Annotated in this window: 27 protein-coding genes and 2 tRNA genes; 12 read left to right on the top strand and 17 right to left on the bottom strand. The window is 73.8% G+C overall.

Features of this window, described 5'->3' with window-relative positions; translation table 11 throughout:
- Positions 1–18: 18 nt before the first annotated feature.
- A tRNA-Leu gene (locus tag ACFW3D_RS38730) sits at positions 19–106 on the bottom strand.
- Between the two features lie 173 nt (positions 107–279).
- On the opposite strand from ACFW3D_RS38730, the gene ACFW3D_RS38725 reads away from it, so the two are divergent.
- The 3 genes from ACFW3D_RS38725 to ACFW3D_RS38715 all read left to right on the top strand — a co-directional run bounded on the left by ACFW3D_RS38725 (position 280) and on the right by ACFW3D_RS38715 (position 3,081).
- A complete protein-coding gene (locus ACFW3D_RS38725; RefSeq protein ID WP_500512761.1) occupies positions 280–1,608 on the top strand; it encodes a M20/M25/M40 family metallo-hydrolase in 1,329 nt (442 codons plus the stop codon).
- Positions 1,609–1,749: 141 nt separating this feature from the next.
- Positions 1,750–1,983, top strand: a complete 234-nt coding sequence (locus tag ACFW3D_RS38720) for a chaplin (protein WP_018559022.1) — start codon at positions 1,750–1,752, stop codon at positions 1,981–1,983.
- A 189-nt stretch (positions 1,984–2,172) separates the two neighbouring features.
- The gene (locus tag ACFW3D_RS38715; RefSeq protein WP_500512759.1) at positions 2,173–3,081 is read left to right on the top strand and encodes a chaplin; all 909 of its coding nucleotides are present in this window, start codon (positions 2,173–2,175) and stop codon (positions 3,079–3,081) included.
- A 65-nt stretch (positions 3,082–3,146) separates the two neighbouring features.
- Here ACFW3D_RS38715 and ACFW3D_RS38710 read toward each other — a convergent pair whose 3' ends face one another.
- Positions 3,147–3,335, bottom strand: coding sequence for a DUF5703 family protein (locus tag ACFW3D_RS38710; RefSeq protein ID WP_026250995.1), 189 nt, complete (start codon positions 3,333–3,335; stop codon positions 3,147–3,149).
- Between the two features lie 47 nt (positions 3,336–3,382).
- Here ACFW3D_RS38710 and ACFW3D_RS38705 point away from each other — a divergent pair, with 47 nt between their 5' ends.
- On the top strand, positions 3,383–3,997 hold the full coding sequence (locus ACFW3D_RS38705; RefSeq protein ID WP_500512757.1) for a hypothetical protein: 615 nt from the start codon (positions 3,383–3,385) through the stop codon (positions 3,995–3,997).
- A gap of 61 nt (positions 3,998–4,058) precedes the next feature.
- On the opposite strand, the gene ACFW3D_RS38700 is transcribed toward ACFW3D_RS38705, so the two are convergent.
- Positions 4,059–6,086, bottom strand: a complete 2,028-nt coding sequence (locus tag ACFW3D_RS38700; protein ID WP_500512755.1) for a helix-hairpin-helix domain-containing protein — start codon at positions 6,084–6,086, stop codon at positions 4,059–4,061.
- Positions 6,087–6,126: 40 nt separating this feature from the next.
- Complete coding sequence (locus tag ACFW3D_RS38695) at positions 6,127–7,107, bottom strand: aldo/keto reductase (RefSeq protein WP_500512753.1); 981 nt, start codon at positions 7,105–7,107, stop codon at positions 6,127–6,129.
- A 126-nt stretch (positions 7,108–7,233) separates the two neighbouring features.
- Between ACFW3D_RS38695 and ACFW3D_RS38690 the strand changes: the two genes are divergently transcribed.
- Positions 7,234–8,286 (top strand): LLM class F420-dependent oxidoreductase, encoded by a 1,053-nt coding sequence (locus ACFW3D_RS38690; RefSeq protein WP_500512751.1) that lies wholly within the window; start codon positions 7,234–7,236, stop codon positions 8,284–8,286.
- A 32-nt stretch (positions 8,287–8,318) separates the two neighbouring features.
- Here ACFW3D_RS38690 and ACFW3D_RS38685 read toward each other — a convergent pair whose 3' ends face one another.
- Entirely contained in the window at positions 8,319–8,924 is a 606-nt protein-coding gene (locus tag ACFW3D_RS38685) for a hypothetical protein (protein WP_500512749.1), read from the bottom strand.
- Positions 8,925–9,198: 274 nt separating this feature from the next.
- On the opposite strand from ACFW3D_RS38685, the gene ACFW3D_RS38680 reads away from it, so the two are divergent.
- Positions 9,199–9,987: a ferritin-like domain-containing protein gene (locus ACFW3D_RS38680; RefSeq protein ID WP_500512747.1), complete on the top strand. Its 789-nt coding sequence runs from the start codon at positions 9,199–9,201 to the stop codon at positions 9,985–9,987.
- A gap of 49 nt (positions 9,988–10,036) precedes the next feature.
- Here ACFW3D_RS38680 and corA read toward each other — a convergent pair whose 3' ends face one another.
- Entirely contained in the window at positions 10,037–11,038 is a 1,002-nt protein-coding gene (gene corA, locus ACFW3D_RS38675) for a magnesium/cobalt transporter CorA (protein ID WP_500512745.1), read from the bottom strand.
- Between the two features lie 64 nt (positions 11,039–11,102).
- Between corA and ACFW3D_RS38670 the strand changes: the two genes are divergently transcribed.
- From ACFW3D_RS38670 to mshC, 4 genes are all read left to right on the top strand, one after another.
- Positions 11,103–11,801, top strand: coding sequence for a histidine phosphatase family protein (locus ACFW3D_RS38670; RefSeq protein WP_500512743.1), 699 nt, complete (start codon positions 11,103–11,105; stop codon positions 11,799–11,801).
- 58 nt (positions 11,802–11,859) lie between these two features.
- Positions 11,860–12,456: a DUF3090 domain-containing protein gene (locus ACFW3D_RS38665; protein ID WP_500512741.1), complete on the top strand. Its 597-nt coding sequence runs from the start codon at positions 11,860–11,862 to the stop codon at positions 12,454–12,456.
- A complete protein-coding gene (locus tag ACFW3D_RS38660; protein ID WP_500512739.1) occupies positions 12,414–13,250 on the top strand; it encodes an SCO1664 family protein in 837 nt (278 codons plus the stop codon). Before ACFW3D_RS38665 ends, ACFW3D_RS38660 begins: the two co-directional genes overlap by 43 nt.
- A 71-nt stretch (positions 13,251–13,321) precedes the next feature.
- Positions 13,322–14,551: a cysteine--1-D-myo-inosityl 2-amino-2-deoxy-alpha-D-glucopyranoside ligase gene (gene mshC, locus ACFW3D_RS38655; RefSeq protein WP_500512737.1), complete on the top strand. Its 1,230-nt coding sequence runs from the start codon at positions 13,322–13,324 to the stop codon at positions 14,549–14,551.
- A gap of 102 nt (positions 14,552–14,653) precedes the next feature.
- Here mshC and ACFW3D_RS38650 read toward each other — a convergent pair whose 3' ends face one another.
- The 11 genes from ACFW3D_RS38650 to ACFW3D_RS38600 form a co-directional block, all read right to left on the bottom strand.
- Positions 14,654–15,592 (bottom strand): PAC2 family protein, encoded by a 939-nt coding sequence (locus ACFW3D_RS38650; RefSeq protein ID WP_500512735.1) that lies wholly within the window; start codon positions 15,590–15,592, stop codon positions 14,654–14,656.
- Positions 15,593–15,742: 150 nt separating this feature from the next.
- Positions 15,743–16,783 carry a glycoside hydrolase family 18 protein gene (locus ACFW3D_RS38645; protein ID WP_500512733.1) on the bottom strand — a complete coding sequence of 347 codons (1,041 nt, stop codon included), beginning with the start codon at positions 16,781–16,783 and terminating at the stop codon, positions 15,743–15,745.
- Positions 16,784–16,880: 97 nt separating this feature from the next.
- Entirely contained in the window at positions 16,881–17,552 is a 672-nt protein-coding gene (locus ACFW3D_RS38640; RefSeq protein WP_500512731.1) for a FadR/GntR family transcriptional regulator, read from the bottom strand.
- A gap of 173 nt (positions 17,553–17,725) precedes the next feature.
- Positions 17,726–17,799 (bottom strand) — tRNA-Pro (locus tag ACFW3D_RS38635).
- 65 nt (positions 17,800–17,864) lie between these two features.
- Positions 17,865–18,626, bottom strand: coding sequence for a ferredoxin reductase (locus ACFW3D_RS38630; protein ID WP_500512729.1), 762 nt, complete (start codon positions 18,624–18,626; stop codon positions 17,865–17,867).
- Positions 18,619–19,242: a sulfite oxidase-like oxidoreductase gene (locus ACFW3D_RS38625; RefSeq protein ID WP_500512727.1), complete on the bottom strand. Its 624-nt coding sequence runs from the start codon at positions 19,240–19,242 to the stop codon at positions 18,619–18,621. Before ACFW3D_RS38625 ends, ACFW3D_RS38630 begins: the two co-directional genes overlap by 8 nt.
- Entirely contained in the window at positions 19,239–20,558 is a 1,320-nt protein-coding gene (locus ACFW3D_RS38620; RefSeq protein WP_500512725.1) for an amidohydrolase, read from the bottom strand. Before ACFW3D_RS38620 ends, ACFW3D_RS38625 begins: the two co-directional genes overlap by 4 nt.
- Complete coding sequence (locus tag ACFW3D_RS38615) at positions 20,555–21,322, bottom strand: phosphorylase family protein (RefSeq protein ID WP_500512723.1); 768 nt, start codon at positions 21,320–21,322, stop codon at positions 20,555–20,557. Before ACFW3D_RS38615 ends, ACFW3D_RS38620 begins: the two co-directional genes overlap by 4 nt.
- Before the next feature lie 54 nt (positions 21,323–21,376).
- A complete protein-coding gene (locus ACFW3D_RS38610; protein ID WP_500512721.1) occupies positions 21,377–22,252 on the bottom strand; it encodes an ABC-2 membrane transporter-related protein in 876 nt (291 codons plus the stop codon).
- Positions 22,249–23,163 carry an ABC transporter ATP-binding protein gene (locus ACFW3D_RS38605; protein ID WP_500512720.1) on the bottom strand — a complete coding sequence of 305 codons (915 nt, stop codon included), beginning with the start codon at positions 23,161–23,163 and terminating at the stop codon, positions 22,249–22,251. Before ACFW3D_RS38605 ends, ACFW3D_RS38610 begins: the two co-directional genes overlap by 4 nt.
- Positions 23,160–23,546, bottom strand: a complete 387-nt coding sequence (locus tag ACFW3D_RS38600; protein WP_500332099.1) for a GntR family transcriptional regulator — start codon at positions 23,544–23,546, stop codon at positions 23,160–23,162. Before ACFW3D_RS38600 ends, ACFW3D_RS38605 begins: the two co-directional genes overlap by 4 nt.
- A gap of 135 nt (positions 23,547–23,681) precedes the next feature.
- Between ACFW3D_RS38600 and ACFW3D_RS38595 the strand changes: the two genes are divergently transcribed.
- A complete protein-coding gene (locus ACFW3D_RS38595; RefSeq protein WP_500512718.1) occupies positions 23,682–24,407 on the top strand; it encodes an ArsR/SmtB family transcription factor in 726 nt (241 codons plus the stop codon).
- Complete coding sequence (locus tag ACFW3D_RS38590; RefSeq protein WP_500512716.1) at positions 24,404–25,231, top strand: isocitrate lyase/PEP mutase family protein; 828 nt, start codon at positions 24,404–24,406, stop codon at positions 25,229–25,231. Before ACFW3D_RS38595 ends, ACFW3D_RS38590 begins: the two co-directional genes overlap by 4 nt.
- Positions 25,232–25,237: the final 6 nt, after the last annotated feature.

The raw sequence follows: 25,237 nt of genomic DNA, 5'->3' as shown, positions 1-25,237 counted from the left end.
CGCCCACAGTCGTCTGCATGGTGTCCGAGGGGGGACTTGAACCCCCACGCCCGATAAAGGGCACTAGCACCTCAAGCTAGCGCGTCTGCCATTCCGCCACCCGGACAAGGTGTTCGCCGCCCGGCACTCGGCCCGGCGACGTGGAAAACAATAGCAAACATCCGGAGGTCCCCGATCACACGCTTCCCGTGACGGGAGCGTGACGGCCGCCGAGGGGCCCTCGCGGGCCGAGGAGGGTGCGGGGGAGGATGGCCGGGACCGACGAACGAAGGAGACAGCGTGAGTGAGTCGAACCCGGCTGCCCGTACGACCACCGGAGAGGACGAGGTCGTCGGCCTCTGCCGGGACCTGATCCGGATCGACACCAGCAACTACGGCGACCACTCGGGGCCGGGTGAGCGGGCTGCCGCCGAGTACGTGGCGGAGAAGCTCGCCGAGGTCGGCCTCGAGCCGCAGATCTTCGAGTCGCACAAGGGGCGGGCCTCCACCGTCGCCCGCATCGCCGGCGAGGACCCGTCCCGTCCGGCCCTGCTGATCCACGGCCACACCGACGTCGTCCCCGCGAACGCGGACGACTGGACCCACCACCCCTTCTCCGGCGAGATCGCCGACGGGTGCGTCTGGGGCCGCGGCGCGGTCGACATGAAGGACATGGACGCGATGACCCTGGCCGTCGTGCGCGACATGCTGCGCAGCGGCCGCCGGCCGCCCCGCGACATCGTGCTGGCCTTCCTCGCCGACGAGGAGGCGGGCGGCGTCTACGGGGCGCGGCACCTGGTCGACCGGCACCCCGGGCTCTTCGAGGGCGTGACCGAGGCCATCGGCGAGGTCGGCGGCTTCTCCTTCACCGTCAACGAGGACGTCCGCCTGTACCTGATCGAGACCGCCCAGAAGGGCATGCACTGGATGCGGCTCACCGTGGACGGCACCGCCGGCCACGGCTCCATGACCAACACCGACAACGCCATCACGGAGCTCTGCGAGGCGGTCGGCCGGCTCGGCCGGCACGAGTTCCCGGTGCGGGTGACCAAGTCCGTGCGCGGTTTCCTGGACGAGCTGGGCGACGCCCTCGGTACCGAGCTCGACCCGGAGGACATGGACGCGACGCTCGCCAAGCTTGGCGGCATCGCCAAGATCATCGGGGCCACGCTGCGCAACACCGCGGCCCCCACGATGCTGGGCGCCGGCTACAAGGTGAACGTCATCCCCGGTCAGGCCACCGCGCACGTCGACGGGCGCTTCCTGCCGGGACACGAGAAGGAGTTCCTTGCCGACGTCGACCGGATCCTCGGCCCCCGGGTCAAGCGCGAGGACGTGCACTCGGACAAGGCGCTGGAGACCAGCTTCGACGGCGCCCTGGTCGACGCCATGCAGGCGGCGCTGAAGGCCGAGGACCCGATCGCCCGCGCGGTGCCGTACTGCCTGTCCGGCGGGACCGACGCCAAGTCCTTCGACGACCTCGGGATCCGCTGCTTCGGATTCGCCCCGCTGCAACTGCCGCCGGAGCTCGATTTCGCGGGGATGTTCCACGGCGTGGACGAGCGCGTTCCGGTCGACGGACTGAAGTTCGGCGTGCGCGTTCTCGACCGTTTTCTCGCGAACTGCTGAAACGACGCTCGCATCATCGACATTTCTTGCCGCTTAGCCGAAAAGAGTGAATGAATCCTGGCGGCAGTAGCGCGCCTCCTCCCTGGTCGTTGGTTCGTGTGCGGTCCGAGGTTGGGGCCGTTTTGCCAACAAGGAGGAAAAATGATCAAGAAGGTCGTCGCTGCTGCCGCTGTCACCGGTGGGCTCGTGGCTGCGGGTGCCGGCGTGGCCGTCGCCGACTCCGGCGCTCAGGCCGCCGCCGTCGGTTCCCCGGGGGTCCTCTCCGGCAATGTGATCCAGGTGCCCGTCAACATCCCGGTCAACCTGTGCGGCAACACGATCAACATCGTGGGGCTGCTGAACCCGGCCCTGGGCAACGCCTGCTTCAACAACTGACGTCGCGGCGGGCCGCACTGCTGCAGGCCTGATCCCGGCGGCCCCGGATGCGCCATCTCCGCGTTCCGGGGCCGCCGCACCGGCTAGGGGTGGGACACCGGTCATCCGGCCCCGGGGGGTCATTCATTCCCCCGGCGGGCGACAGTCCGCCGGTTTCCGTATCGGAAAAGCAAGAGGCAGGGACATTCAATGCGACAAGTCGCGAAAAAGGGGCTGCTCACTGCAGTCGCGACAGGCGGCGTGCTCGCCGTCACCGGCGGTATGGCCTACGCGGACTCCACCGCGTCCGGGGTCGCCGCCGGCTCTCCGGGCGTTCTGTCCGGCAACACCATCCAGGCGCCGGTGAACATTCCGATCAACGCCTGCGGCAACACCGTCAACGTCGTCGGGCTCCTCAACTCGGCGGCGGGCAACACCTGCGTCAACGGCTCCATCGACCACGGCAAGGGCCACGGCTACGGCCAGGGCAAGGGCTACGGGAAGAAGGAGAGCGGCGGCTACCGCGGCAAGGCCAGCGGCGGCTACGGCGACAAGGACGGCGGCTACGGCAAGGGTGGCGGCAAGGGCTACGGCGGCGGCAAGGGCTACGGCCAGGGCGGCAGCAAGGGCTACGGCGGCGGCAAGGGCCACGGCGGCTACGGTGACGACGGCTACGGCCACGGTGGCGGCGCCTCGGCCCGCGCCGCGGCGGTCGGCTCCCCGGGCGTCCTGTCCGGCAACGTGATCCAGGCGCCGATCAACATCCCGGTCAACGTCTGCGGCAACACGATCGACGTCATCGGGATCCTGAACCCGGCGGTGGGCAACACCTGCGCCAACACCGGTGGCTACTACCACCACAAGGGCGGCAAGGGCCACCACCACAAGCCCGAGCACCACGGCAACCGCCACAAGCCGGGCAAGGAGAACAACGGTGGCGGCGGTGGCGGTGGCGGCGGTGGCGGCGGCGGTGGCAACCAGCCGCAGTCCATGGGCCACGGCGGTCCGTCCCTGGCCCGTACCGGTGCCGGCGACATCGCCACGGGCCTGCTGACCAGCGCCGGTCTCCTGCTGGGCGGTGCGGTGCTCTTCCGCCGCGCCCGCGCGGTCAAGAACTGAGCGTCACGGTCTCACCCCTTCGGGGCCCCGCGTTTCGCGGGGCCCCGTTCCGCGTTCGGGTGACCTCACCAGGTGGCGCGTATCTGCCGGATGATCCGGCGGCGCAACCGCACCCTGCGGCTGCCGTCCGGGTAGAGGCGGAGCCGGTCGAGCTCCCAGTGACCGTACTCGGCGTGGTCGGTCAGCAGGCGTTGAGCCTCCTTGCGGGAGACTCCCCGAGGCACGTACACATCTCTGAATTCGTATTCAGGCATCGCATCTATTGTGCGGGGAACGCCTCGGTACGGATAGCGTCTTCTGCATGTCTGATGCCGCGCAGCCCACCGTTGCCGAGGTACGAGCCGCCGTCGAGGCGGTGAAAGCCGCGCTGGACCGCCACCTGGACGCGATCGAGAACCGCACCGGGGAGGACGATCCCGCGGTCTACCAGGCCTTCGAGGGCCTCGCCTCGGCCGCCGAGGCCTACGACGAGCTGCTCTACGACACCTACGACGAGGTCACACCCTTCGAGGTGCCGCTCGGGGACACCCTTCCCGAGTACTCCGGGCCCGAGGAACCGGGCGCGATCAGCGTGCTGATCCGCCGGGACTACACCGTGGCCGACCCGCAGCGGCTGCGCCGGCAGGCGGAACGGGTCTCCGACTCCGCCGCGGCCGGCGGCGGGGACATCGGTGCGGCGGTGGGCGCCCTCTTCGGGGAGTTCGAGCCCGACGAGATCGCCGAGCGCCACAAGGAGTTCGGTCTGGAGGAGGGCGACTCCACGCTCTGGGTCACCGCGTCGGGGCCCGCCGAGCCCGGCGAGTGGCTCTCCGCCCCCTTCGAACAGGCGGACCCGCGGTTCCTGCTCTGCCGTTTCGACGTCAGCGCGGTCTACGACGACGAGGCCGACGCGGACGAGCTCGACCGGCTGGCCTGATCCGGCGTCCGCGCGGCTCCGCCGCGGGCCCGGTGAAGCCTCCCCGGGCCCGCGCCGTGGATCACTCCGCGGCCGCGGCGGCGGCCTGCTCGCGCAGGATGTCGCGCAGACGTGTGGTCCGCTCCCGCGCGGGGACCTCCGCCACGGCGTGGGGCAGCGCCTGCTCGACGCCCTGGACCACGGACAGATGGCGCTCCCCGCGGCTGAAGGCGGTGTAGACCCAGGCCCGGGTCAGCACCTCCGCGGCGTCCCCCGGCAGGACCACGACGGCGGCCGGCCAGCGGCGGCCCGCCGCTTGGTGCGCCGTGACCGCCCAGCCGTGCCGCACCTCGGCCGGCACGGCGTCGGGCGCGACCACCACGGGCGTGCCCCCGCAGTCGAGCCGCAGCCCCTCCGCGTCGGCGGAGACGACGGTGCCCGGCACGGCCGTCCCGGCGGCCGGGGCGTGCACGATCCGGTCACCCGGGTCGAAGCCGCCGAACCGGCCGGGCCCGGGGTTGAGACGTTCCTTGAGCGCGGCATTGAGCACCCGGGTGCCGGCGGCACCGCCGTGCCCGGGGGTGATCACCTGGGTCTCCTCCGGGGGCACGCCGATGACCCGGGGCACGGAGTCCACGACCAGCTGGACCGTGCGGTGCACGGCCTCGCCGGCGTCCCGCACCGGGACGATCACGACCTCCTTCCCGGGCGCGTCGACGGTGGCCAGCTCGCCGAAGCCGATCCCGGAGACCAGCTCGCCGACGGGGCCGGGGTCGGGCGTGCGCGAGGCGACCTGCGGGCACACCTTCGCCGCCAGCAGGTCGGCGAAGACCCGGCCGGGTCCGTGGGACCACAGCACCGCCGGATCACCGGAGAGCACCAGGCGCGCACCGTCGGGCACGGACTCGACCAGGGTCGCGGCCGTCTCCACGTCGAGCTGGGGCGCGTCCAGCACCGCCAGCAGGTCCAGCGCCAGCGCGCCGTCCTCGTCCCGGCCGGGGCCCTCACGGCCCGAGAGCAGCCCGGCGAGGGTGGCGGTCGCCTCCGCGTCCACGGACCCGGCCAGCCGTCGCCTGCCGTCCTCGGTGGCCGCGACGGCCCAGGCCCGCAGTCCCAGCGAGCGGGCGGCCGCCACCAGCGCCGCCGGCTCATCGCGGGCCGCCTCCGAGCCGGTGTGGGCGGCCAGCCCACTCCCGGCGACCGCCCGGACCAGTGCCGCGGCGGACGGGGACGGGGCCGCGGCGGCCGCGCCCTCCCAGACCTGCGACCCGTCCGCCTCGAAGGTGTTCAGGAGCCGGCTCAGGCCGTCCGCGAGGCTCTCCTCGGCGAGCGCGTAGCGGTCCAGGCCGAGGAGCAGCCGCACCGGCGCCTCCTCGTCCTCCTCGCCGGCCGCCGGACGGGCACCGGCGCTCTCGTCCGGGACGTGGAAGACCAGCACCAGGCCGTCCGCCACGGCCGCCTTCAGGGTCTCCTCGGCATCGGTGACCCCGTGCTGCCCGAGCGCCGCGCCGAGCGTGCCCCACTCGAGCGCGGTGTGGCCCCGCTCGGCGGCCCGCTCCAGCAGCCACACGACCAGTGCGCGCACCCGCCGCTCGTCGCCGGGGCCGCCCTCGCCGCCGAGCAGCGTCTTGGCGAAACCGTCGGCGTGCTCCACCCGGACCCCGGCGAGCGCCAGAACCTGCCACGGGTCCTCGCGCAGCGCCTCCCCGGCCCGCTCGCCCAGCGCCGCCACGGCGGCCTCGGCCAGGCTCTCCGGAGCGCCGCCCGCCGCCAGCACCGTCCGCGCGGCCGCCACGGCGTCCCCGCTGAGCTGCGCGGGCAGCGCAGGCCGCACAGCAGGGGCCGGCGCGGGGGAGGGGGCGGCAGCGGGGCGCGGCGCCGCGGGACGCGCGGGCCCGCCGCTCCTCGCCGGCGCCGCGGGACGCTCACCGCGCTCGATGGCCCGCACCGCCGCGGCCAGGTCCGTGAGCTCGGCGGGCAGCTGCGTACCGACGCCCTCGGTCGACGGCCGGGGCCGCCGGGGAGCCGCGGTCTCCTCGCCGGCGGCCTCCTGCGGCTCGGCGCCGTCCTCGCGGGCGCCGTCCTCGCGGTCGTCGCGGTCCTCGGTCACGGTGGCCTCCGTTGTACGGCGGACTACGGTCGGGGCCCGATCACAGCGTGCTCCAGTCGTGGTCCGGATAGCGGTGCACCGGCGCAGAGACGTCGTCCAGCGCCTGGCAGATCTCATCCGGAAGACTAAGGGTCTCCACTGACAACGCCGCCGCGAGCTGCCGGGCGTTGCGCGCGCCGACGATCGGCGCGGTGACGCCGGGGCGGTCCCGCACCCAGGCGAGCGCCACCTGCAGCGGGCTGGCGGCGAGCCCGTCGGCCGCTATGGCCAGCGCGTCCACGATGAGCCGGGCCGTCTCGTCGAGGTAGGGGGCGACGAAGGGCGCCATGTCCTCGGAGCCGCCGCGGGAGTCCTGCGGCGTCCCGTGCCGGTACTTGCCGGTCAGCACCCCGCGGCCCAGCGGTGAGGAGGGCAGCAGTCCGACCCCCAGGTCCAGCGCCGCCGGCAGCACCTCGCGCTCGATGCCGCGCTGCAGCAGCGAGTACTCCATCTGGGTGCTGGCCAGCGGCGTGCGCGCCGGCACGGCCTGCTGCCAGGTGGCCGCCTTGGCCAGCTGCCAGCCGCAGAAGTTGGACACCCCGACGTAGCGGGCGCGGCCGGAGCTCACCGCGAGGTCGAGGGCCTGCAGCGTCTCGTCCAGCGGGGTGGCCGCGTCGTACGCGTGCACCTGCCACAGGTCGACGTAGTCGGTGCCGAGCCGCTCCAGGGAGGCGTCCAGCGCGGCCAGCAGATGGCCGCGCGAGGCGTCGAAGCGGCGGTAGGGGTCGGGGACGCTGCCGGCCTTGGTGGCGATCACCAGGTCCGAGCGCGGCACCAGGTCCTCGACCAGCCGGCCGAGGAGGTACTCGGCGCCGCCGTCCCCGTACACGTCGGCGGTGTCCACGAGCGTGCCCCCGGCCTGCCAGAAGGCCTTGAGCTGGTCGGCGGCGTCGAGTTCGCCGGTGTCGCGCCCCCAGGTCAGTGTGCCGAGCCCGAGCCTGGACACGCGCAGTCCCGTACGGCCGAGGTGCCTTTGCTCCATGAGGGGTGAGATTACTGGTCGTCCGGGACCTTTGGGCAGGAGTGACGTACCCGACAGGCGCCGGCGCGCGCCCGGAGCGATAAGGTCCGGGGAACAAGGACGTTACTCATCGGTAAGGGGATCGCCATGCGGCTCGGGATCAACCTCGGCTACTGGGGCGCCGGGATGGACGCCGACAACCTCGCCGTGGCGCAGGAGGCGGACCGCCTCGGCTACTCCGTGTGCTGGGCCGCCGAGGCCTACGGCTCGGACGCGCCCACCGTGCTGTCCTGGGTCGCCGCGCAGACCGAGCGCATCGACGTCGGCTCGGCCATCTTCCAGATCCCGGCCCGTACGCCCGCGATGACGGCGATGACCGCCGCCACCCTCGACTCCCTGTCCGGCGGCCGCTTCCGGCTGGGTCTGGGCGTCTCCGGCCCGCAGGTCTCCGAGGGCTGGTACGGCGTCAGGTTCGACAAGCCGCTGGCCCGTACGCGCGAGTACGTCGACATCGTCCGCAAGGCGATGTCCCGGGAACGGCTGAGCCACGAGGGCGAGCACTGGACGCTGCCGCTGCCCGGCGGCCCCGGCAAGGCGCTCAAGCTGACGGTGCACCCGGTGCGCGAGCGCATCCCGCTGTACATCGCCGCGATCGGCCCGAAGAACCTGGAGCAGACCGGCGAGATCGCCGACGGCGCGCTGCTGATCTTCCCCTCCGCCGCCCACCTGGAGGACACCGCGCTCCGCCACATCCGGGCGGGCCGCGAGAAGGCCGGGAAGACCATGGAGGGCTTCGACGTCTGCCCGACCGTGCCGCTCGCCGTCGGCGAGGACGTGGACGCGCTGGCCGACCTCTTCCGCCCCTACACCGCCCTGTACGTGGGCGGCATGGGCAGCCGCGAGCAGAACTTCTACAACCGGCTCGCGCAGCGCATGGGGTACGAGAAGGAGGCCGCCGAGATCCAGGACAAGTACCTGTCCGGCGACAAGACCGGCGCTGCGGCCGCGATCCCGCGCGAACTCATCGACTCCACCACCCTGCTGGGCTCCGTGGAGCGGATCGCCGACCGGATGCAGGCCTACGCGGCCGCCGGTGTCACCACGCTCACCCTGGCCCCGGCCGGGTTCACCCTGGACGAGCGGGTCGCCGCGCTGCGCGCGGGCGTCGAGGCGCTGGAGCACGCCGGACTCGCGGGGTAACCGGACGACGGGGAGACGGCGCCGGTCCCGGCTCAGCCCGGGACCAGGCGCCCCATCATCCGCCCGAAGGCGATCAGGCGCGCTATCTGGCCGGCCCCGCCGTCGTCGAGGGACTTGCTGAACCGGAAGGACTCCGGGCGGAAGCGGGCGGCGGAGACCGCGCCGTCGGCGTCCCCGCGCACCGCGCTCAGTTCGTGCGGCGTGGCGGTGGCCAGCACCACGTACACCCCGCGGTCGATCCGCCGGCCCTGCTCGTCGCGGCCCACCAGGGTGCGCATGCCGACGTGGCCGATCGCCTCCAGGGGCAGCACCTGCACGGAGGAGTCCAGCACCCGCCCGCCCGGCGCGTCCTCGTCGGCGACCTCCTCGCTGTGCCACAGGATGAGCCGCCGGCCGTCGCAGACCGCGGCCTCCTGCCACACCGAGGTGCCGGCCTCGGTCAGGTCGACGACGCGCTCGAGGGTGAAAGCGCGGACCCGCCGCCGGCCCACGATGCCGTCGATCGCATCGAGGGCCACGTCGGCGTGGAGGAAGTAGGCGCGTGCCGCGTCGTCAAGGCGCGCATAGGGAGCCCAGTCCGAGCCCGCCGGGCCTCCGGGGCGTGCCGTCGTCCGGCTGCGCGTCGCCTTGCTGAACATGTCTAGGTCGTGACCCCTCCGAGGGGCTATGAAATCACGGGCACTTCGGCCGGCGGCGGGGCCCCTCGGTTTCCGCGGCCGTGGTGGGGGCTCGGGGGTCTTCCCCGCCACGGCCGTCACCAAACACAACGCCCGGAGGCGCCGGCGGTTACGTGCCCGGTGCCGGACGGCCCTCATCCGTTCGGCCGAGTTGACGCCCGGGCCTGTTGCCTCATGCTTTACGGGCGACTTGACTCTTCTTTTGCGTATGCCCGATTCGCGCAGGAGGTACGTCATGCTCTCCGCCCGGAGTCTGTTCCAGGAGATCCTCGACAACGACGACTCTTTCCGGCTGTTCTGCTCGATCGCCGCCAGCGGTGAATCGCAGGGCGGCTGGGAGAACGGCAGGATCTCCGCACTGGTCCCCGAGTCCCAGCGTGAACTGGCCCCCAAGATCGCCCGGCACGGCGCCGACGAGGACAAGCACGGCCGGATCTTCCAGGCCCTGATGCGCAAGCGCGGCCTCGAACCCGTCCCGGTCCCACCGGACACCGACTACACCGTGCTCCTCGAGCGCGGCGGCATCGGCCTCGCCCACGACAAGCTGCGCCGCGACGAGCCCCTGACCGTGCAGGACGTCGTCACCTACCTCGCCCACAGCCGGGTCACCGAACAGCGCGCCTCCGAGCAGATGGCCCTGCTCACCAAGCACTTCGCCGACCACCCCGACATCGGCAGGGCGGTCCGCATGATCTCCGCCGACGAGGACAACCACCTCGCCTACTGCCACGAGGAACTGCTGCGCTTCGCCGGCGCCGGCCACGGCGCGGTCATCGAGCGAGTCCTGCGCGAGTGCGCCCACGCCGAGATCCGCGTCTACCGCGACGTCAGCCTCGCCGTCATGGCCCACATGGGCCGGATCCTCGGCTGGTCCGCGGCGAAGGCCGCGGTGCTGCGGGCCGGCATCCACGGGGTGTACGCGTACGAACGCCTGGGCGGCTGGAGGCGGATGGTACGGCTCGCCATGCCCCAGCGCCGAGACGCCCTCGGTGGTCCCGAGCCCGCGGCGGAACCGGCGGTCTGAGCGGCCTCCCGGCCCCTCGCCCGCACCCCGCGCGGGGCCGGGAGGCCGCTCAGAGCCAGCCGTGCCGCTTGAACATCCGGTACAGCAGGACCTCGGACACGGCGATGACGGCCAGGACCGCGGGATAGCCCCACACCTGGTGGAGTTCGGGCATGTACCGGAAGTTCATCCCGTAGATGCCCGCGATCATGGTGGGCACCGCCGCCATGGCGGCCCACGCCGAGATCTTGCGCATGTCGTCGTTCTGCCGCACCCCCACCTGGGTCAGATGGGAGCTCAGCACGTCGCTGAGCAGCCGGTCGAGACTGTCCACCTGCTCGTTGGCCCGGGTCAGGTGGTCGGCCACGTCGCGGAAGAAGGGCCGTGTGCCGGCCGCCACATGCGGCACCGTGCCCGCCGCGAGCCGGATCATCGGCTGCATCAGCGGCGCGGTGGCCCGCCGGAACTCCAGCAGCTGGCGCTTGAACCCGTAGATCCGGCTCGCCGTGCTCTCGGCGCCCCGGCGGGCGACGGACCTGCGGGCCTCCGGGGCGAAGACCTCCGTCTCGAGGTCCTCCAGGTCGGCCTGGAGATCGGCCGCGACCACCATGTAGTCGTCGACCACGGTGTCGCTGATGGCGTACATCACGGCGGTCGGACCGTGCTTGAGGACCTCGTGCTCCGCCTCCAGACGGTGCCGGATCTCACCCGGGGCGATCGCCTCGCCGTGGCGGACGGTGACGACGAAGGCCTCCCCGACGAAGATCATCAGCTCGCCCGCGGTGACCGTGTCCCGCTCGTCGTCGTACGACACCGGCTTGAGCACCAGGAACAGCGAGCCCTCGTACACCTCCAGCTTGGGCCGCTGGTGCGCGCAGAGCGCGTCCTCCACGGCCAGCGGGTGCAGCCCGAACTCCCGGCTGACGAGGTCGAACTCCTTCTCCGTCGGCTCGTACAGGCCGATCCACACGAAGGCCCCCTCCGTCGCCCGCGCCGCATCCAGCGCGTCGGAGAGGTCGTCGGGGGCGGCGGTGCGCTCCCCGTCGCGGTAAATGGCGCAGTCGACGATCACACATGTCTTCTTCCGCGTCAGGCCGCCGCCACACCGGACAACCGGTGGTCGTATGGTGGCGGTCATGCCCACCGTGATCCTGGTCCGGCACGGCCGGTCCACCGCCAACGCGGAGAAAGTGCTGGCCGGACGGCTCCCCGGAGTCGCCCTCGACGAGACCGGACGCGACCAGGCCGCGGCGCTGGCGGCCCGGTTGGCCGGACTGCCTCCGGCCGCCGTTGTCACCAGCCCCCTGCAGCGCTGCCGGGAGACCGTGCAGCCCCTGCTGGACGCGTTGCCCGGCGTTCCGCTCCACGTCGAGGAGCGGATCTCGGAGTGCGCCTACGGCGACTGGAGCGGCCGCAAGATCGCCGAGCTGGCCGACGAGCCGCTGTGGGGCGTGGTGCAGCGCTACCCCTCGGCCGCCGTCTTCCCCGGCGAGGGGGGCGAGTCGGTGCGCGCCATGCAGGCCCGCGCGGTCGACGCGGTGCGCGACTGGAACACGCGCATCGAGGAGACCCACGGACCCGACGCCCTCTTCGTGATGTGCTCCCACGGGGACATCATCAAGTCCGTCGTCGCCGACGCCCTCGGCATGCACCTGGACCTCTTCCAGCGCATCGCCGTCGACCCCTGCTCGGTCACCGCGATCCGCTACACCCCGGAGCGGCCCTTCCTGCTCCGGCTCGGCGACACCGGCAGCCTGGACGGACTGCGCCCGAGGGAGCGGCCCACCGCGGCCCCGGGCGACGCGGAGGTCGGAGGCGGTGCGGGCGCACCGTGATCAGCTTCCGCAGTAGGGTGGACCGAACCTCGAAGACACCGAACTAACGGAGCAGGACGTGCCTCGTCAGGTGTTCCTCTACGACAAGCCCGAACGCTTCGTCGCCGGCACCGTGGGCCAACCGGGCCAACGCACCTTCTTCCTGCAGGCGAGCGCCGCCGGCCGGACGACCAGCGTCGCGTTGGAGAAGACCCAGGTCGAGGCACTCGCCGAGCGCATCGACGAACTCCTGGACGAGGTCGTGCGCCGCACCGGCGGAGCCGCCCCCGTACCCGCCGTGGCCCCCTCGGAGCTGCTCGACAACAGGCCGCTCGAGGTTCCCGTCGAGGAGGAGTTCCGGGTCGGCACCATGGCCCTGGCCTGGGACGGCGCCGAGGAACGGATGATCCTGGAGGCCCAGGCGCTGGTGGAGATCGAGGCCGAGGACGAGGAGGACCTCGAGGCGGCCGAGGAGATGCTCCTGCAGGACGAGGAGAACGGACCCCCGCTGCTGCGGGTGCGCCTGACCGGCGCCCAGGCCCGCTCCTTCGCCAAGCGTGCCCTCGACGTCGTCGCGGCCGGCCGCCCGCCCTGCCCGCTGTGCAGCCTGCCCCTGGATCCGGAAGGACACGTATGCCCGCGTCAGAACGGGTACCGGCGGTCGGCGACGGCCTGAGCGGGGAGATAGCGGCCGAGCTGCTCGCGCACGGCGAACTGACCGTGCGCGGGCGGTTGCGCGACGCCTCCAACGCGGTGCTCTACTGCGCGGTCGAGCACGACGGCGTACGCGCACACTGCGTGTACAAGCCGGTGGCCGGCGAACGGCCGCTGTGGGACTTCCCCGACGGGACGCTCGCCCAGCGCGAGGTCGCCGCCTACCTGGTCTCCGAGGCCACCGGCTGGGGCCTGGTGCCGCCGACCGTGCTGCGGGACGGGCCGTACGGCGAGGGCATGGTGCAGCTGTGGATCGAGACCCCGGAGGAGGGCGGCGAAGGGCTCCTCGCCCTCGTCGAGGGGGAGGAGCCGGGAGAGGGCTGGAAGGCCGTCGGCTTCGCCGAGGTGGGCGAGGGCCGCACCGCGCTGCTGGTGCACGCCGACGACACCCGGCTGCGCCGGCTGGCCGTCCTGGACGCCGTGATCAACAACGCCGACCGCAAGGGCGGCCACCTCCTGCCGGCCCCCGACGGGCAGCTGTACGCGATCGACCACGGCGTGACCTTCAACACGGAGAACAAGCTGCGCACCCTCCTGTGGGGCTGGGCCGGCGAACCCCTCACCGAGGAGACCGTGGAGGTCCTCGGCAAGCTCGCCGCGGAGCTCGCCGACGGGGGCCTCGGCGCCCGGCTGGCGGACCTCATCACGGCCGACGAGCTCGACGCGCTCCGGTCCCGGGTCGCCGCGCTGCTGACCTCCGGGCGGCATCCCGAACCCTCGGGGGAGTGGCCCGCCATCCCCTGGCCGCCCATCTGAACCCCGGGTCCGGCCGCCGCGGGCGGACCCACCGGTCGTTTGTGGATCACGCGGGCGGTTAATCTCATGACATGCATGCCTGGCCCGCTTCCGACGTCCCTGCCCTCCCGGGCACCGGGCGCGACCTCCGCCTCCACGACACCGCGACCGGTGGCCCGGTAACCCTGAGCCCCGGTCCGGTCGCCCGCATCTACGTGTGCGGGATCACCCCCTACGACGCCACCCACATGGGTCACGCGGCCACCTACAACGCGTTCGACCTCGTGCAGCGCGTGTGGCTGGACACGAAGCGCCAGGTCCAGTACGTCCAGAACGTCACCGACGTCGACGACCCGCTGCTGGAGCGGGCCGGCAAGACCGGTGAGGACTGGACGGCCCTCGCCGAGCGCGAGACCACCCTCTTCCGGGAGGACATGACCGCCCTGCGGATGCTGCCGCCGGCCCACTACATCGGCGCCGTCGAGGCCATCCCGGGGATCGTCCCGCTGGTCGAGCGGCTGCGCGAGGCCGGTGCCGCGTACGAACTGGACGGCGACATCTACTTCCACGTCGACTCCGACCCGCACTTCGGCAGCGTCTCGCACCTGGACGCGGCCGCCATGCGCGCCCTGTCGGCCGAGCGCGGCGGCGACCCGGACCGCCCGGGCAAGAAGAACCCCGTCGACCCCGTCCTGTGGCTCGCCGCCCGCGAGGGGGAGCCCAGCTGGGACGGCGGCAGCCTGGGCCGGGGCCGGCCCGGCTGGCACATCGAGTGCGTCGCCATCGCCCTCGACCACCTCGGCATGGGCTTCGACGTGCAGGGCGGCGGCTCCGACCTCGCCTTCCCGCACCACGAGATGGGCGCCTCGCACGCCCAGGTGCTCACCGGCGAGTTCCCCATGGCGAAGGCCTACGTGCACGCCGGCATGGTCGCGCTGCACGGCGAGAAGATGTCCAAGTCCAAGGGCAACCTCGTTTTCGTCTCCCAACTGCGCCGCGACGGCGTGGACGCGGCGGCCATACGGCTCAGCCTGCTGGCCCACCACTACCGCCAGGACTGGGAGTGGACGGACGCCGTGCTCGCCGACGCGGTGGAGCGGCTGGCCCGCTGGCGCGCCGCCGTGTCGCGGCCCGACGGGCCGCCGGCCGAGGCGCTGGTGGAGGAGATCCGCGAGGCGCTCGCCGACGACCTGGACGCCCCCGCCGCGCTCGCCGCCGTGGACCGCTGGGCCGCCCGGCAGGAGACCGAGGGCGGTACCGACACCGGCGCCCCCGGCCTGGTCTCCCGTGCCGTGGACGCCCTGCTCGGCGTCGCGCTCTGACGCAGCGGGGGCGCTCCGGGCGCTCCCGCGGAAACGGCCCGGCCGCCGCCCCCTGTGCGGGGCGGCGGCCGGGCCCTGTCGTCCCATGACGTGCCGGCCGGGTCACTCCCCGTCGGCGCCGTCCTCCTTCTCGTCCCGGTCGTCCTTGGGCTTCTGCGACATGTCCCGCAGGTAGGGGCCCGCCTCGGGCTCGCCCGTCTGCGGGTCACGGCGCCGCAGGTAGCGCTCGAACTCGCGGGCGATGGCCTCGCCCGAGGCCTCCGGGAGCTCCGCGGTGTCGCGGGCCTCCTCCAGCGTCTGGACGTACTCGGCGACCTCGCTGTCCTCGGCCGCGAGCTGGTCCACCCCGACCTGCCAGGCACGTGCGTCCTCCGGCAGCTCGCCGAGCGGGATGCGCAGGTCCAGCAGGTCCTCGAGACGGTTGAGCAGCGCCAGCGTCGCCTTCGGGTTCGGGGGCTGCGACACGTAGTGCGGCACGGCCGCCCACAGGCTGACCGCCGGGATGCCGGCGTGGGTGCAGGCCTCCTGGAGGATCCCGACGATGCCGGTGGGACCCTCGTAGCGGGACTCCTCCAGGCTGAGCGCGGTCGCCAGGTCCGGGTCGGAGGTGACGGCCGTGACCGGCACCGGACGGGTGTGCGGGGTGTCGCCCAGGAGGGCGCCCATCACCACCACCATCTCGATGCCGAGCTCATGGGCGAAGCCCAGGATCTCGTTGCAGAACGAGCGCCAGCGCATGCTGGGCTCGATGCCCCGTACGAGGACGAGGTCGCGTGGCTTGGGGGTCTCGATGCGGATGACGGACAGCCGCGTGGTGGGCCAGGTGATCCGCCGCGTGCCGCCGTCCATCCAGACCGTGGGGCGGTTGACCTGGAAGTCGTAGTAGTCCTCGGCGTCCAGTGCGGCGAACACCTCGCCCTTGAACTCCCGGTCCAGATGCCCGACCGCGGCGGAGGCGGCGTCCCCGGCGTCGTTCCAGCCCTCGAACGCGGCCACCATGACCGGGTCGATCAGCTCGGGAACCCCCTCGAGCTCGATCACCCAGCGCCTCCTTCCGGCCGGAAGGGGGATCGTGCCACCCCCGCCGGCTGCCGTTCCTTCGCGTGCGGCACCAGCCTACGGCTTCGCGAGGCAGGTGCCGCCGCCTTCGTAGGGGGATGATCCCCACAGTCATCGGACGTACGCGTCCGGTCAGCCACCGCTCCACGCCGAGCGGTACGCGGCCCAGTCCGCCGGGGTCGCGGCGAAGTCGACGTACAGCGCGAGACCGAAGCGCTCACGGGAGGGCGCCTTCCGGGCGAGGCCGAGCCGGGCGCCGCGCACGGCGGCCGTGACGGTCTCCGCCCAGGCATGGCGGCCCAGGTTGTTCGTGTGGTAGCCGGGCAGGCCGACGAGCAGGTCGGTGCCCGCCGGGGTGACCTCCAGGGCGAGCGCGGTCTGCTGGGCCACGTAGCCGCCGTAGAGGCCCTCCAGGGGCAGGGCGGTGTCGTAGGTCATCATCGCGACCTGGTCGACGCGCCGGGCCACCTCACCGAAGTAGCGCTGGGACCACCACTTGGGGTGGTTGAACAGCGGGCCGCTCACCGAGTGCAGGGAGGGCAGCGGGTCGATCTGGTGGGTCGCGACCGACAGCGGCGCGCCGCGGGCGGCGGTGAGCCGGTGCACCGAGTCCAGCAGCGTGAGGAAGCCGCGGTCGTCGGAGTACATCGGCTCCAGGTCCAGGTGGACGCCGTCGAACCCGGCCGCCAGCACCTGGGCGGCGCTGTCCGCCACCCGGGCGCGGGTCGCCGGGTCGTCCAGGTGCAGGCCCTCGGAACCGTCGTGCGACAGGACCTGGCCGAGCCATGCCTGCACGCGCACCCCGGGCAGCTCGGTGTGCATCCGGCGGATCATGTCCCGCGCGTCCGGGTACAGGCCGGCGTCGAGGCTGCCGTCGAACTCCAGGGGCCCGGTGTGCACGTACAGGTCCCGGGTGCCGCTGCCGCGCAACTCCCGGGCCAGCGCGTCGAGGTCGGCGCCGTCGCGCTCTCCGTCGACCCACGCGTGCCCGAGCCACACCGCGTTCCGGCCGCGGTTGGCGCCGGCGCCGGAGGGGTCGCCGGCGTACTCCAGGCGCAGGGCGACCCCGGCGGCCAGCACCGGGAGCAGGACGGCGAGGACGACCAGCAGCGTGCCGCGGCGCAGCGTACGGGCCGAGGGGCGGCGCAGGCGCAGCCTGAAGCGTGGATTCATCCGATCCCTCTTTTCGATCACTCTTACGAAGGACCGGACGCACCCCGGCACGCGGCGGTTCGCCCGCCGGCGGGATCCCGTGGGGACCCGCCGGGTCTCAGAGCGTGGAGCGCAGCCACTGCTCCACGCTGGCGACGTGCACCGTCGCCCAGGACCGCGCCGCCTCCGCGTCCCGGTCCCGCAGGGCCGCGAGGATCGCCCGGTGCTCGTGCAGGGTGCGGCTCACCGCGTCCTCCTGCGTCAGCCCGCGCCAGATCCGGGCCCGGGTGGTCGGCCCCGACAGCCCGTCCAGCAGTGAGCACAGCACCGAGTTCCCCGAGGCCTGGACGATCCCGCGGTGGAACTCCAGGTCGCACGCGACCAGTTCCTCCACCGACGGCGCCGTCCCCAGCGCCTCCAGCTGCTCGGTCAGGGCCTCCAGCTGGGACTCGGGGATGCGCGTGGCCGCCATCGCGGTGGCCGCGGGCTCCAGGATGCGGCGCACCGCGAGGAACTCCAGGACGGTGTCGTCGCGGTGGAAGTCCACCACGAAGCTCAGCGCCTCCAGCAGCAGCTGCGGGTCCAGGCTGGTGACGTAGGTGCCGTCGCCCTGCCGTACGTCCAGGATCCTGATCAGCGAGAGCGCGCGCACCGCCTCGCGCAGCGAGTTGCGCGACAGCCCGAGCTCCGCGGCGAGTTCGCTCTCCTTGGGGAGCCGGTCGCCCGGGCGCAACGCACCGGAGACGATCATCCCCTTGATCTTCTCGATCGCCTCGTCGGTGACCGCCATGAGCCCCTCGCCTCCCCGGACATCCGATGTATCGGGCCATTATGCCCGCACGGCCGGCCATGGGGAGCCCTCTGCGGGGGCCCGCTCCACCGCCCCGCGGCGTTACGGCCCGCGGAACGCAGAAAGGCCGTGTCCGCTGCTGCGAACACGGCCTGCTACCCGCGAAATCACCGTCGGGACGACAGGATTTGAACCTGCGACCCCTTGACCCCCAGTCAAGTGCGCTACCAAGCTGCGCCACGTCCCGGTGAGGTCCCCCGGAGCGATGCCCCGGAAGATCACGTAAAGAGGAGGATACCCGAACCTCGCTGATCAGCCGAATCGCTCGATACGGATCCGGTCGAGCGGCTGCCCGGCGTCCGCCAGCAGACGCGAGGCGTGCTCGGCGAAGCCGTTGCCGCCGCACACGTACGCCTCCCAGCCGCCGGGCGGCGGATCCGCGAGGTACGGGGCCAGATGGGCGGCGGTGAGGCGGCCCTCGGCGCGGGTGAGCAGCACGGTCGTCTCCGGTCCGTACTCGGCGGCGTAGATCAGGTCCTCACGGGTGCGCGCCGAGACGATCAGCCGCAGCGGCACGTCCAGGCCGCGCAGCCGGTGGTGGCGCACCATCGACATCAGCGGGACCACCCCCGACCCGGCCCCCAGCAGCAGCGCCGGATGGTCCCCGGTCCAGGCGAAGAAGCCGCTGTGCGGGCCGCGGACCTCGAAGGTGTCGCCCGGCCGCGCGACGGTGTGCAGGTGCCCGGAGACCTCGCCGCCGGCCACGTGGTCGAGGGTCAGCTCGATGTGGCCGGACGCGTCCGGGGCGGAGGCGACCGAGTAGTTGCGCTGCGCCGTGTAGCCGTCGGGGGCCGTGAGGCGCAGCGTCAGGTACTGGCCGGGCCGGTGGCCCGCCCAGCCGGGCACCGCGAGCCGGAAGGTGGAGGCGCGCGGGGTCTCGCGGCGGATCTCCGTGATCACCGCGCGCCGCCAGACCGACGACGCGGCCTCGGGCACGGCGATCCGGCCGGGGACGGCGAAGCGGGTCGGCGGGACGAACGCCGGGGCGGGCGCGGGGACGGCGAGGTCAGTCATGGGCGTAGCGCTGCTCCTGCCAGGGGTTGCCCCGGTGGTGGTAGCCGTTCTGCTCCCAGAAGCCCGACTCGTCGTGGTCGAGCAGGCGCAGGCCCGCGATCCACTTGGTGCTCTTCCAGAAGTACAGGTGCGGGACGACGAGCCGGGCCGGGCCGCCGTGCTCGGGGGCGAGCGGCGCGCCGTCGTACTCCCGGGCGATCCAGGCGCGGCCGCCGGTGACGTCCGCGAGCGGCAGGTTTGCGGCGTAGCCGGTGTGGGACCAGGCGACGACGTGGGTGGCGGCGGGGGAGGGGCGCACGGCCTCCAGGAAGGCGTCGACCGACACCCCGCCGAAGCGCACGCCGAACTTGGACCAGCCGGTCACGCAGTGGATGTCGCCTCGGTACTCGGAGCCGGGCAGGGCCTGCACCGCGTCCCAGTCCCAGGTGTGCGGGCGCTCCACCAGCCCGTCCACCCGCAGCGTCCAGTCCTCGGCCGCGATCGTCGGCGTGACCTCGGCGGAGAGGACCGGCCAGGTGTCGCGGGCGTCGTACTGACCGGGCGGCAGCCGCGGGTCGCGGTCGGCGGCGCGGCTGCGCCCGGTGAAGCCCCGGGTGGGTCCGACGGCGGAGGTCATGCGGGGTGCTCCAGCTCCAGCGCCTCCAGCTCGCGCAGCGCGGCCGGTTCGTCGAGGGTGAGCAGCACCCGGTCGCGCATCAGGACCCGGCCGTCGACGACGGTGTCCCGCACATCCGCCGCGGCGGCCGCGTACGCCAGCATCGACCAGGGGTCGTGGCGCGGCGCGAGGTGCGGCCCGCCCAGGTCGAGGACGGCCAGGTCGGCGCGCTTTCCCGGCTCCAGGGACCCGAGGTGATCGGCGAGGCCCAGGGCGCGGGCGGCCTCGATCGTCGCCATCCGCACCGCCTGTTCCGCGCCGACCGCGGTCGGGTCGCCGGCTGCCTTGTGCACCAGGGCGGCGGCCCGCACCGCGCCCAGGACGTCGAGGGTGTTCGAGCTCACCACACCGTCCGTACCGAGGCCGACGGTGACCCCGGCGGCCAGCAGCTCCGGGACGCGGGCGATCCCGCAGCCCAGCTTCAGGTTGGAGACCGGGCAGTGCGCGACGGACGTGCCGGTCCTGGCCAGGGCGGCTATCTCGCCGTCCGTCAGGTCCACCGCGTGCGCCAGCAGCACGTCGGGCCCGAGCACACCGAGCGAGTCCAGCAGCTCGACCGGCCGCTTGCCGTGCGCCTCGACCACCGTCGCGACCTCGGCCGCGTTCTCCGCCGCGTGGACGTGCAGCAGCGCGCCGTGCTCGCGGGCCAGCGCGGTGATCGCGACGAGCTGCTCGGGGTCGAGGGTGTAGGCGCTGTGCGCGAAGACCACCGGGCGGGTGCCCGGCATCGGCGCGGTGCGAGCGGTCAGGTCGGCCGCGGCCCAGGCCATGCGGTCGCCGTACGGGCGGCCGTCCGGCGGGCCGGGCACGTCCATGAAGGTCGGACCGGCCAGCAGCCGCCAGCCCGCAGCCCGCGCCGCCTCCTCGGCGGCCTCGTGGAACCAGTACATGTCCAGGCCCGTGGTGACCCCGGCCCGTACGCTCTCCGCCACGGCCACCCGCACGCCCGCGGCCACCGCCCGCGGCGACAGCAGCTCCGCCTCCCGGGGGATCACCCGGGCCAGGAACTCCTGGAGGTCGACGTCGTCGGCGCAGCCCCGCAGCAGGGTCATCGCCAGATGGGTGTGCGTGTTGACCAGCCCGGGGAGCACCAGGCACCCCGAGGCGTCGATCTCCTCGGCCGCGCGGTGCGCCGCGCGCACCTCCGCCGTCGGTCCCACGGCGACGATCTCGCCGTCCCGCACGGCGACCGCGCCGTCGGTGACGACGGTGCTCGCCGCGTCGACCGTCAGCACATCGCCGCCGTGCACCAGCAGATCGGCGTCCTGAGCGCTCACTTCTCGTCGCTTCCGTACTCGGTGGCCAGCAGATGCAAGGCGTCCAACGTTACCCGGCTGCCGCGGGCGACCCCCTCGGCGACCACCGTCCGGTGCGGGTCGTAGCCGCCGGTGGCCTCCACGTCGACCAGGTCGTCGGCGTTGGCACCGTCGACGACGAGCGCCCCGCCGGCCACCAGGCCGCGCGTAGAGGCCAGCACCAGCAGCGCCGACAGCTCCATCTCGATCGCGGCGATCCCGGCCGCCGCGTACGCCGCGCCGGGCAGCGGCAGGAAGCCCGGCTGGAAGGCCGCACGTGTCCACACCACGCCCCGGTGGTGCGGCGCCCCCGCCGCCCGCGCCGCCCGCTGCAGCGCCAGCACCGCCTCCGGCGCCGCGAACGCCGGGTACTCCGGCGGCAGCAACTGCTGCGTCACCCCGTCGTCCCGCACCGCGGCCTCCGCGATCACCAGGTCGCCGTCCCCTATGCCGGCGCGGATGGCGCCCGCCGTGCCCAGGCGCAGGATCGTGCCGACGCCCGCCTCCGCCAGCTCCTGGAACAGGCACATGGCGCCCGGCCCGCCGACGCCGTGCGAGGACACCACGACGGGGGTGCCCTTCCAGGTGCCGGTGAAGGTGCGGTACTCGCGGTGGTGCGACACCTCACGCGGCCCCGTGAGCAGGGCGGCGACCTCCGCGGCGCGCGCCGGGTCGCCCACGACGACCGCGTGCCGGGGCAGCCCGGTGCGCGGGATGCGGGAGATGGGCAGCTGATCCGTGGTCATCGGGCCTCCGGGCCGGGCGGGACGATGCTGTGCGGATCACCCTACGGCCCCGCCTCAGGCGGTCCGGCGGCGGAGCAGCGCGAAGCAGGCCCAGCAGGCGAGGGCGGCGAGGCCCAGCACGATGCCGGTCTCGACGAGCTGCAGCGGCCAGTAGTGCGAGGCGGGGTGGACCATCGCCACGGCGTCCCCGACCCCCACGCCGTCCGCGGGCTTGGCCACTCGGTCCTTTGACCAGTCCGTGGCACCGACGTGCGCGAGTCCGGTCCTGACCCTCGGCCACAGCGCGGAGCGGTACAGGCCCGCCGCGACGAGCACGAGGGAGGTGCCGAAGAAGGCCAGGCCCAGTCCGCTCAGTGTGCGCCGCATCAGCATCCCGGCCAGCGCACCCAGAGCCAGGGCCAGGAGCACATGGGCGACCAGGACCGGGCCGGTGGCGAGGAAGATGTCGTTCTCGTACCAGCCGGGGCGGTCCTCGGGGTGGCCCGTGCTCCACACCCAGCGGAAGAGCAGCGTCAGGCCGGTCGTGCCGCCGGTCAGCAGCAGGGCCGGTACGGCGAGCCTGGTGGCGAGCCAGCGCGTGGGGGTGACCGACTGGACCCACCCGAGCGCGGCGGTCCCCCGCTCCAGTTCCCGGCCGACAAGGGCCCCACCGGCGAACACCGCGACGGCGAGCGGGAGGAGCGCCATCACACGGCCCTGCAGTTGAAGCGGAAGGTAGGCGTCGAAGGGTTCCGGGTCGATGCAGCGCGGGGCGCAGGCGGGGTCGTACCGTTCGTCCCCCGCGCTCAGCCACAGGGCGCGAAGGAGCCAGCCTGTCCCGGCCGCCACGAAGGCGATCCACAGCCACAGCGCCGTACGGTGCAGCCGCACCACGGACCAGGGCAGTCCGCGCAGGAGCGGCGGGCGCGGGGCGGGGGCTACGGCGGTCATACGGCGGCCTCCTGGCGGGGTGCGGGCGTGATCTCGGCGGTGCGCAGGGCGGGCGCCCCGGGGTTGCGCAGATGGGCGAGGACCAGCTCCTCGAGGGTGGGCTCCTCGACCAGCCAGCCGCCGTCGCCGTCGTCCAGCGGCCCGCCGGGGCGGACCAGCGCGGTGCGCCCGCGGCCGTTGGCGTGCTCCTCGACGACCGTGTGGGGCTCGAAGTCCGTACCGGTGCCGGTGAGCCGGCGGTGCGCGGCCAGCAGGTCGTCGATGTCGCCCGCGAGCCGGACCCGCCCCTCGCCGAGGAGCAGCAGGTGGTCGCAGACGCCTTCCAGTTCCGCGACGACGTGCGAGGAGATCACGACCGTGGTGCCGTGCTCGGCCGCCGAGGCCATGAGGGCGCCGGTCAGCTCGTGGCGGGAGAGCGGGTCGAGGTCGGCCGTCGGCTCGTCCAGGAGGACCAGCTCGGCCCGCTTGCCCAGGGCCAGGGCGAGCGCCACGCGGGTCCGCTGCCCGCCGGAGAGGGCGCGGACGCGCGCACCGGGCGTCAGGCCGCCGCCGTACGCGACGCGTTCGGCGGCCTCCCGGTCCCAGTTGCCGGGGTTGAGCTCGGCGCCGAGCCGCAGCGTCGCCGCCACGGTGAGCTGCGGATGGAGCGGCTTGTCCTGGGCGACGTAGGCGAGCCGCGTGCGGGCCGCGCCGGGCGTCGTACCCCACACGCGCAGCTCCCCCTCGGTGGGGCGCAGCAACCCCGCGGCGAGCGCGAGCAGCGTGGACTTGCCCGCGCCGTTGGGCCCGACGAGCGCGCAGATCCGGCCGGCCGGCAGCCGGAACGAACAGTCCCGCAGGACGGGGTCCCGGCCCCACGCGTAGCGCATGCCGAGCCCGGCCGCCTCGACGGCGGCCGCTTCCTGATTCATCTCTCCCCCTCGGAGAATTCCTGGTCGAGCACGGAGTGGAACAGCGCCGCGGCGTCCTCGCGGTCGAGCCCGGCGGCACGCGCGCGGCGCATCCAGTCGGTCAGTTCGCCCGCGAGCGGTGAGTCGGCCGGGCCGGCGCCCAGCGACTTCTGGACGAAGGTGCCCAGGCCCCGGCGCGCCTCCACCAGCCCTTCGCGCTCCAGTTCGCGGTAGGCCTTGAGCACGGTGTTGGGGTTGACGGCGGTCGCCTCGACGACCTCGCGAGCCGTCGGCAGCCGGTCGCCGGGCTCCAGCAGCCCCAGCCGCAGGGCCTGTTTGGTCTGCTGGACGATCTGCAGGTACGTGGCGACACCGCTGCGGCGGTCGATGCGGAACTCGACCATGCGCGAAACACCCTTTCACTAAGCAAGTGGTGAAAGGGTGAGGCCTGGGCTGACGTCCTGTCAAGCCGCGGACGCAGCGGCTCCGGACACGACACTTCGGCGTGCGCCGAAACGTCCGGGGCCCATGCTGGGGACATGGAACGGAACGACCACGCGGGAAGCGCCCTCGCCGCCCTCGCGGCGCTGCTCGCCGACGAGACACGGGCGGCGATGTGCCTGGCGCTGCTCGACGGCCGCGCCTGGACCGCGGGGGAACTGGCCCGGCACACCGGGGTGGCGCCCTCGACCGCCAGCGAGCACCTGGACCGGCTCGTCGCGGGCGGCCTGCTCGCCGAGGAACGCCAGGGCCGCCACCGCTACGTACGCCTCGCCGACGCCCCCACCGCGCAGCTCGTCGAGGACCTCGCCGCGCACGCCGGACCGCCGCCCGCCGCACCCCGCACCCTCGCCCAAGCGGGCGCCGGAAGCGCCATGGCCCGCGCCCGGACCTGCTACGACCACCTCGCGGGACGCCTGGGCATCCTCGTCACCGACGCCATGACCGAACGCGGACTGCTCCGGCAGAGCACCGGCTTCGCCCTCACCGACGAGGGCGTGGAGTGGTTCACCGGGCTCGGCGTCGACCTGGCCGCCGCCCGCACCGGCCGCCGCCCGCTCGCCCGGTCCTGCCTGGACTGGACGGAACGCCGCCCGCACCTGGCGGGCGTCGCCGGGGCCGCGCTGTGCGGACACGCCCTCGCGTCCGGCTGGTGCGTGCGCATCGGCAGCGGCCGGGCCCTGAAGCTCACCGCGCGGGGCCGCACGGCCCTCCACACCCACCTGGGCATCGCGCCCGACGCCTTGGAGGCACCCACCGCATGAACCGCTTCGAGGCCTTCCGCGCGCTCCACCGGGCCGGCCGCCCGCTCTTCCTGCCCAACGCCTGGGACCGCGCCTCCGCGGCAGCCCTCGCCGCCCGCGGGTTCCCCGCGATCGGCACCACCAGCCTGGGCGTCGCCGCCGCGGCGGGCCTGCCGGACGCGACCGGTGCAACCCGGGAGACGACCCTGTGGCTGGCCCGCGACCTCGTCCGGCTGCCCGTCCTGGTCAGCGTCGACATCGAGGGGGGCTTCGGTGCCACCCCCGAGGACGTCGCCGAACTCGCCGCCGACCTCGAACGGCTGGGCGTCGCGGGCGTCAACATCGAGGACGGCCGCCCAGGCGGCGCGGGTCTCACCGACCCCGTCCTGCAGAGCGAGATCATCGCGGCGGTCAAACGCGCCGCGCCGGGGCTCTTCGTCAACGCCCGCACGGACACCCACTGGCTCGGCGCGACCGAGGACCCGGAGAGCGAGACCCGCCGCCGTGCCGCCGCCTACCTGGCCGCCGGCGCCGACGGGATCTTCGTGCCCGGCCTCGCGGACGAGAGCGCCATCGCCGCGCTCGCGGCCGGCCTCGACGCCCCGCTCAACGTCCTGCTCCCGCAGGGCGGCCCCGGCCTGGCCCGGCTCGCCGCCCTCGGGGTGAGCCGGGTCAGCACCGGCTCACTGCTCTTCCGCGCCGCGCTCCACGCCGCCGTGGACACCGCCGGCCGCGCCCTGGAGGGCGTACCCCTCCCGGCGGGCCTGCCCTCGTACGCCGACACCCAGGAGCTCGCGGCCGCCTACGTGCCGCCGGAAACACGGCGGCCCGGGCGTCCGGGGTGAGCGGGG

Origin of the sequence: Streptomyces sp. NPDC058864 (assembly GCF_042742985.1) — a bacterium.
Taxonomy (GTDB): Bacteria; Actinomycetota; Actinomycetes; order Streptomycetales; family Streptomycetaceae; genus Actinacidiphila.
The sequence above is the reverse complement of the archived record's forward strand: the minus strand, read 5'-3'. Positions and strand labels throughout refer to the sequence as shown.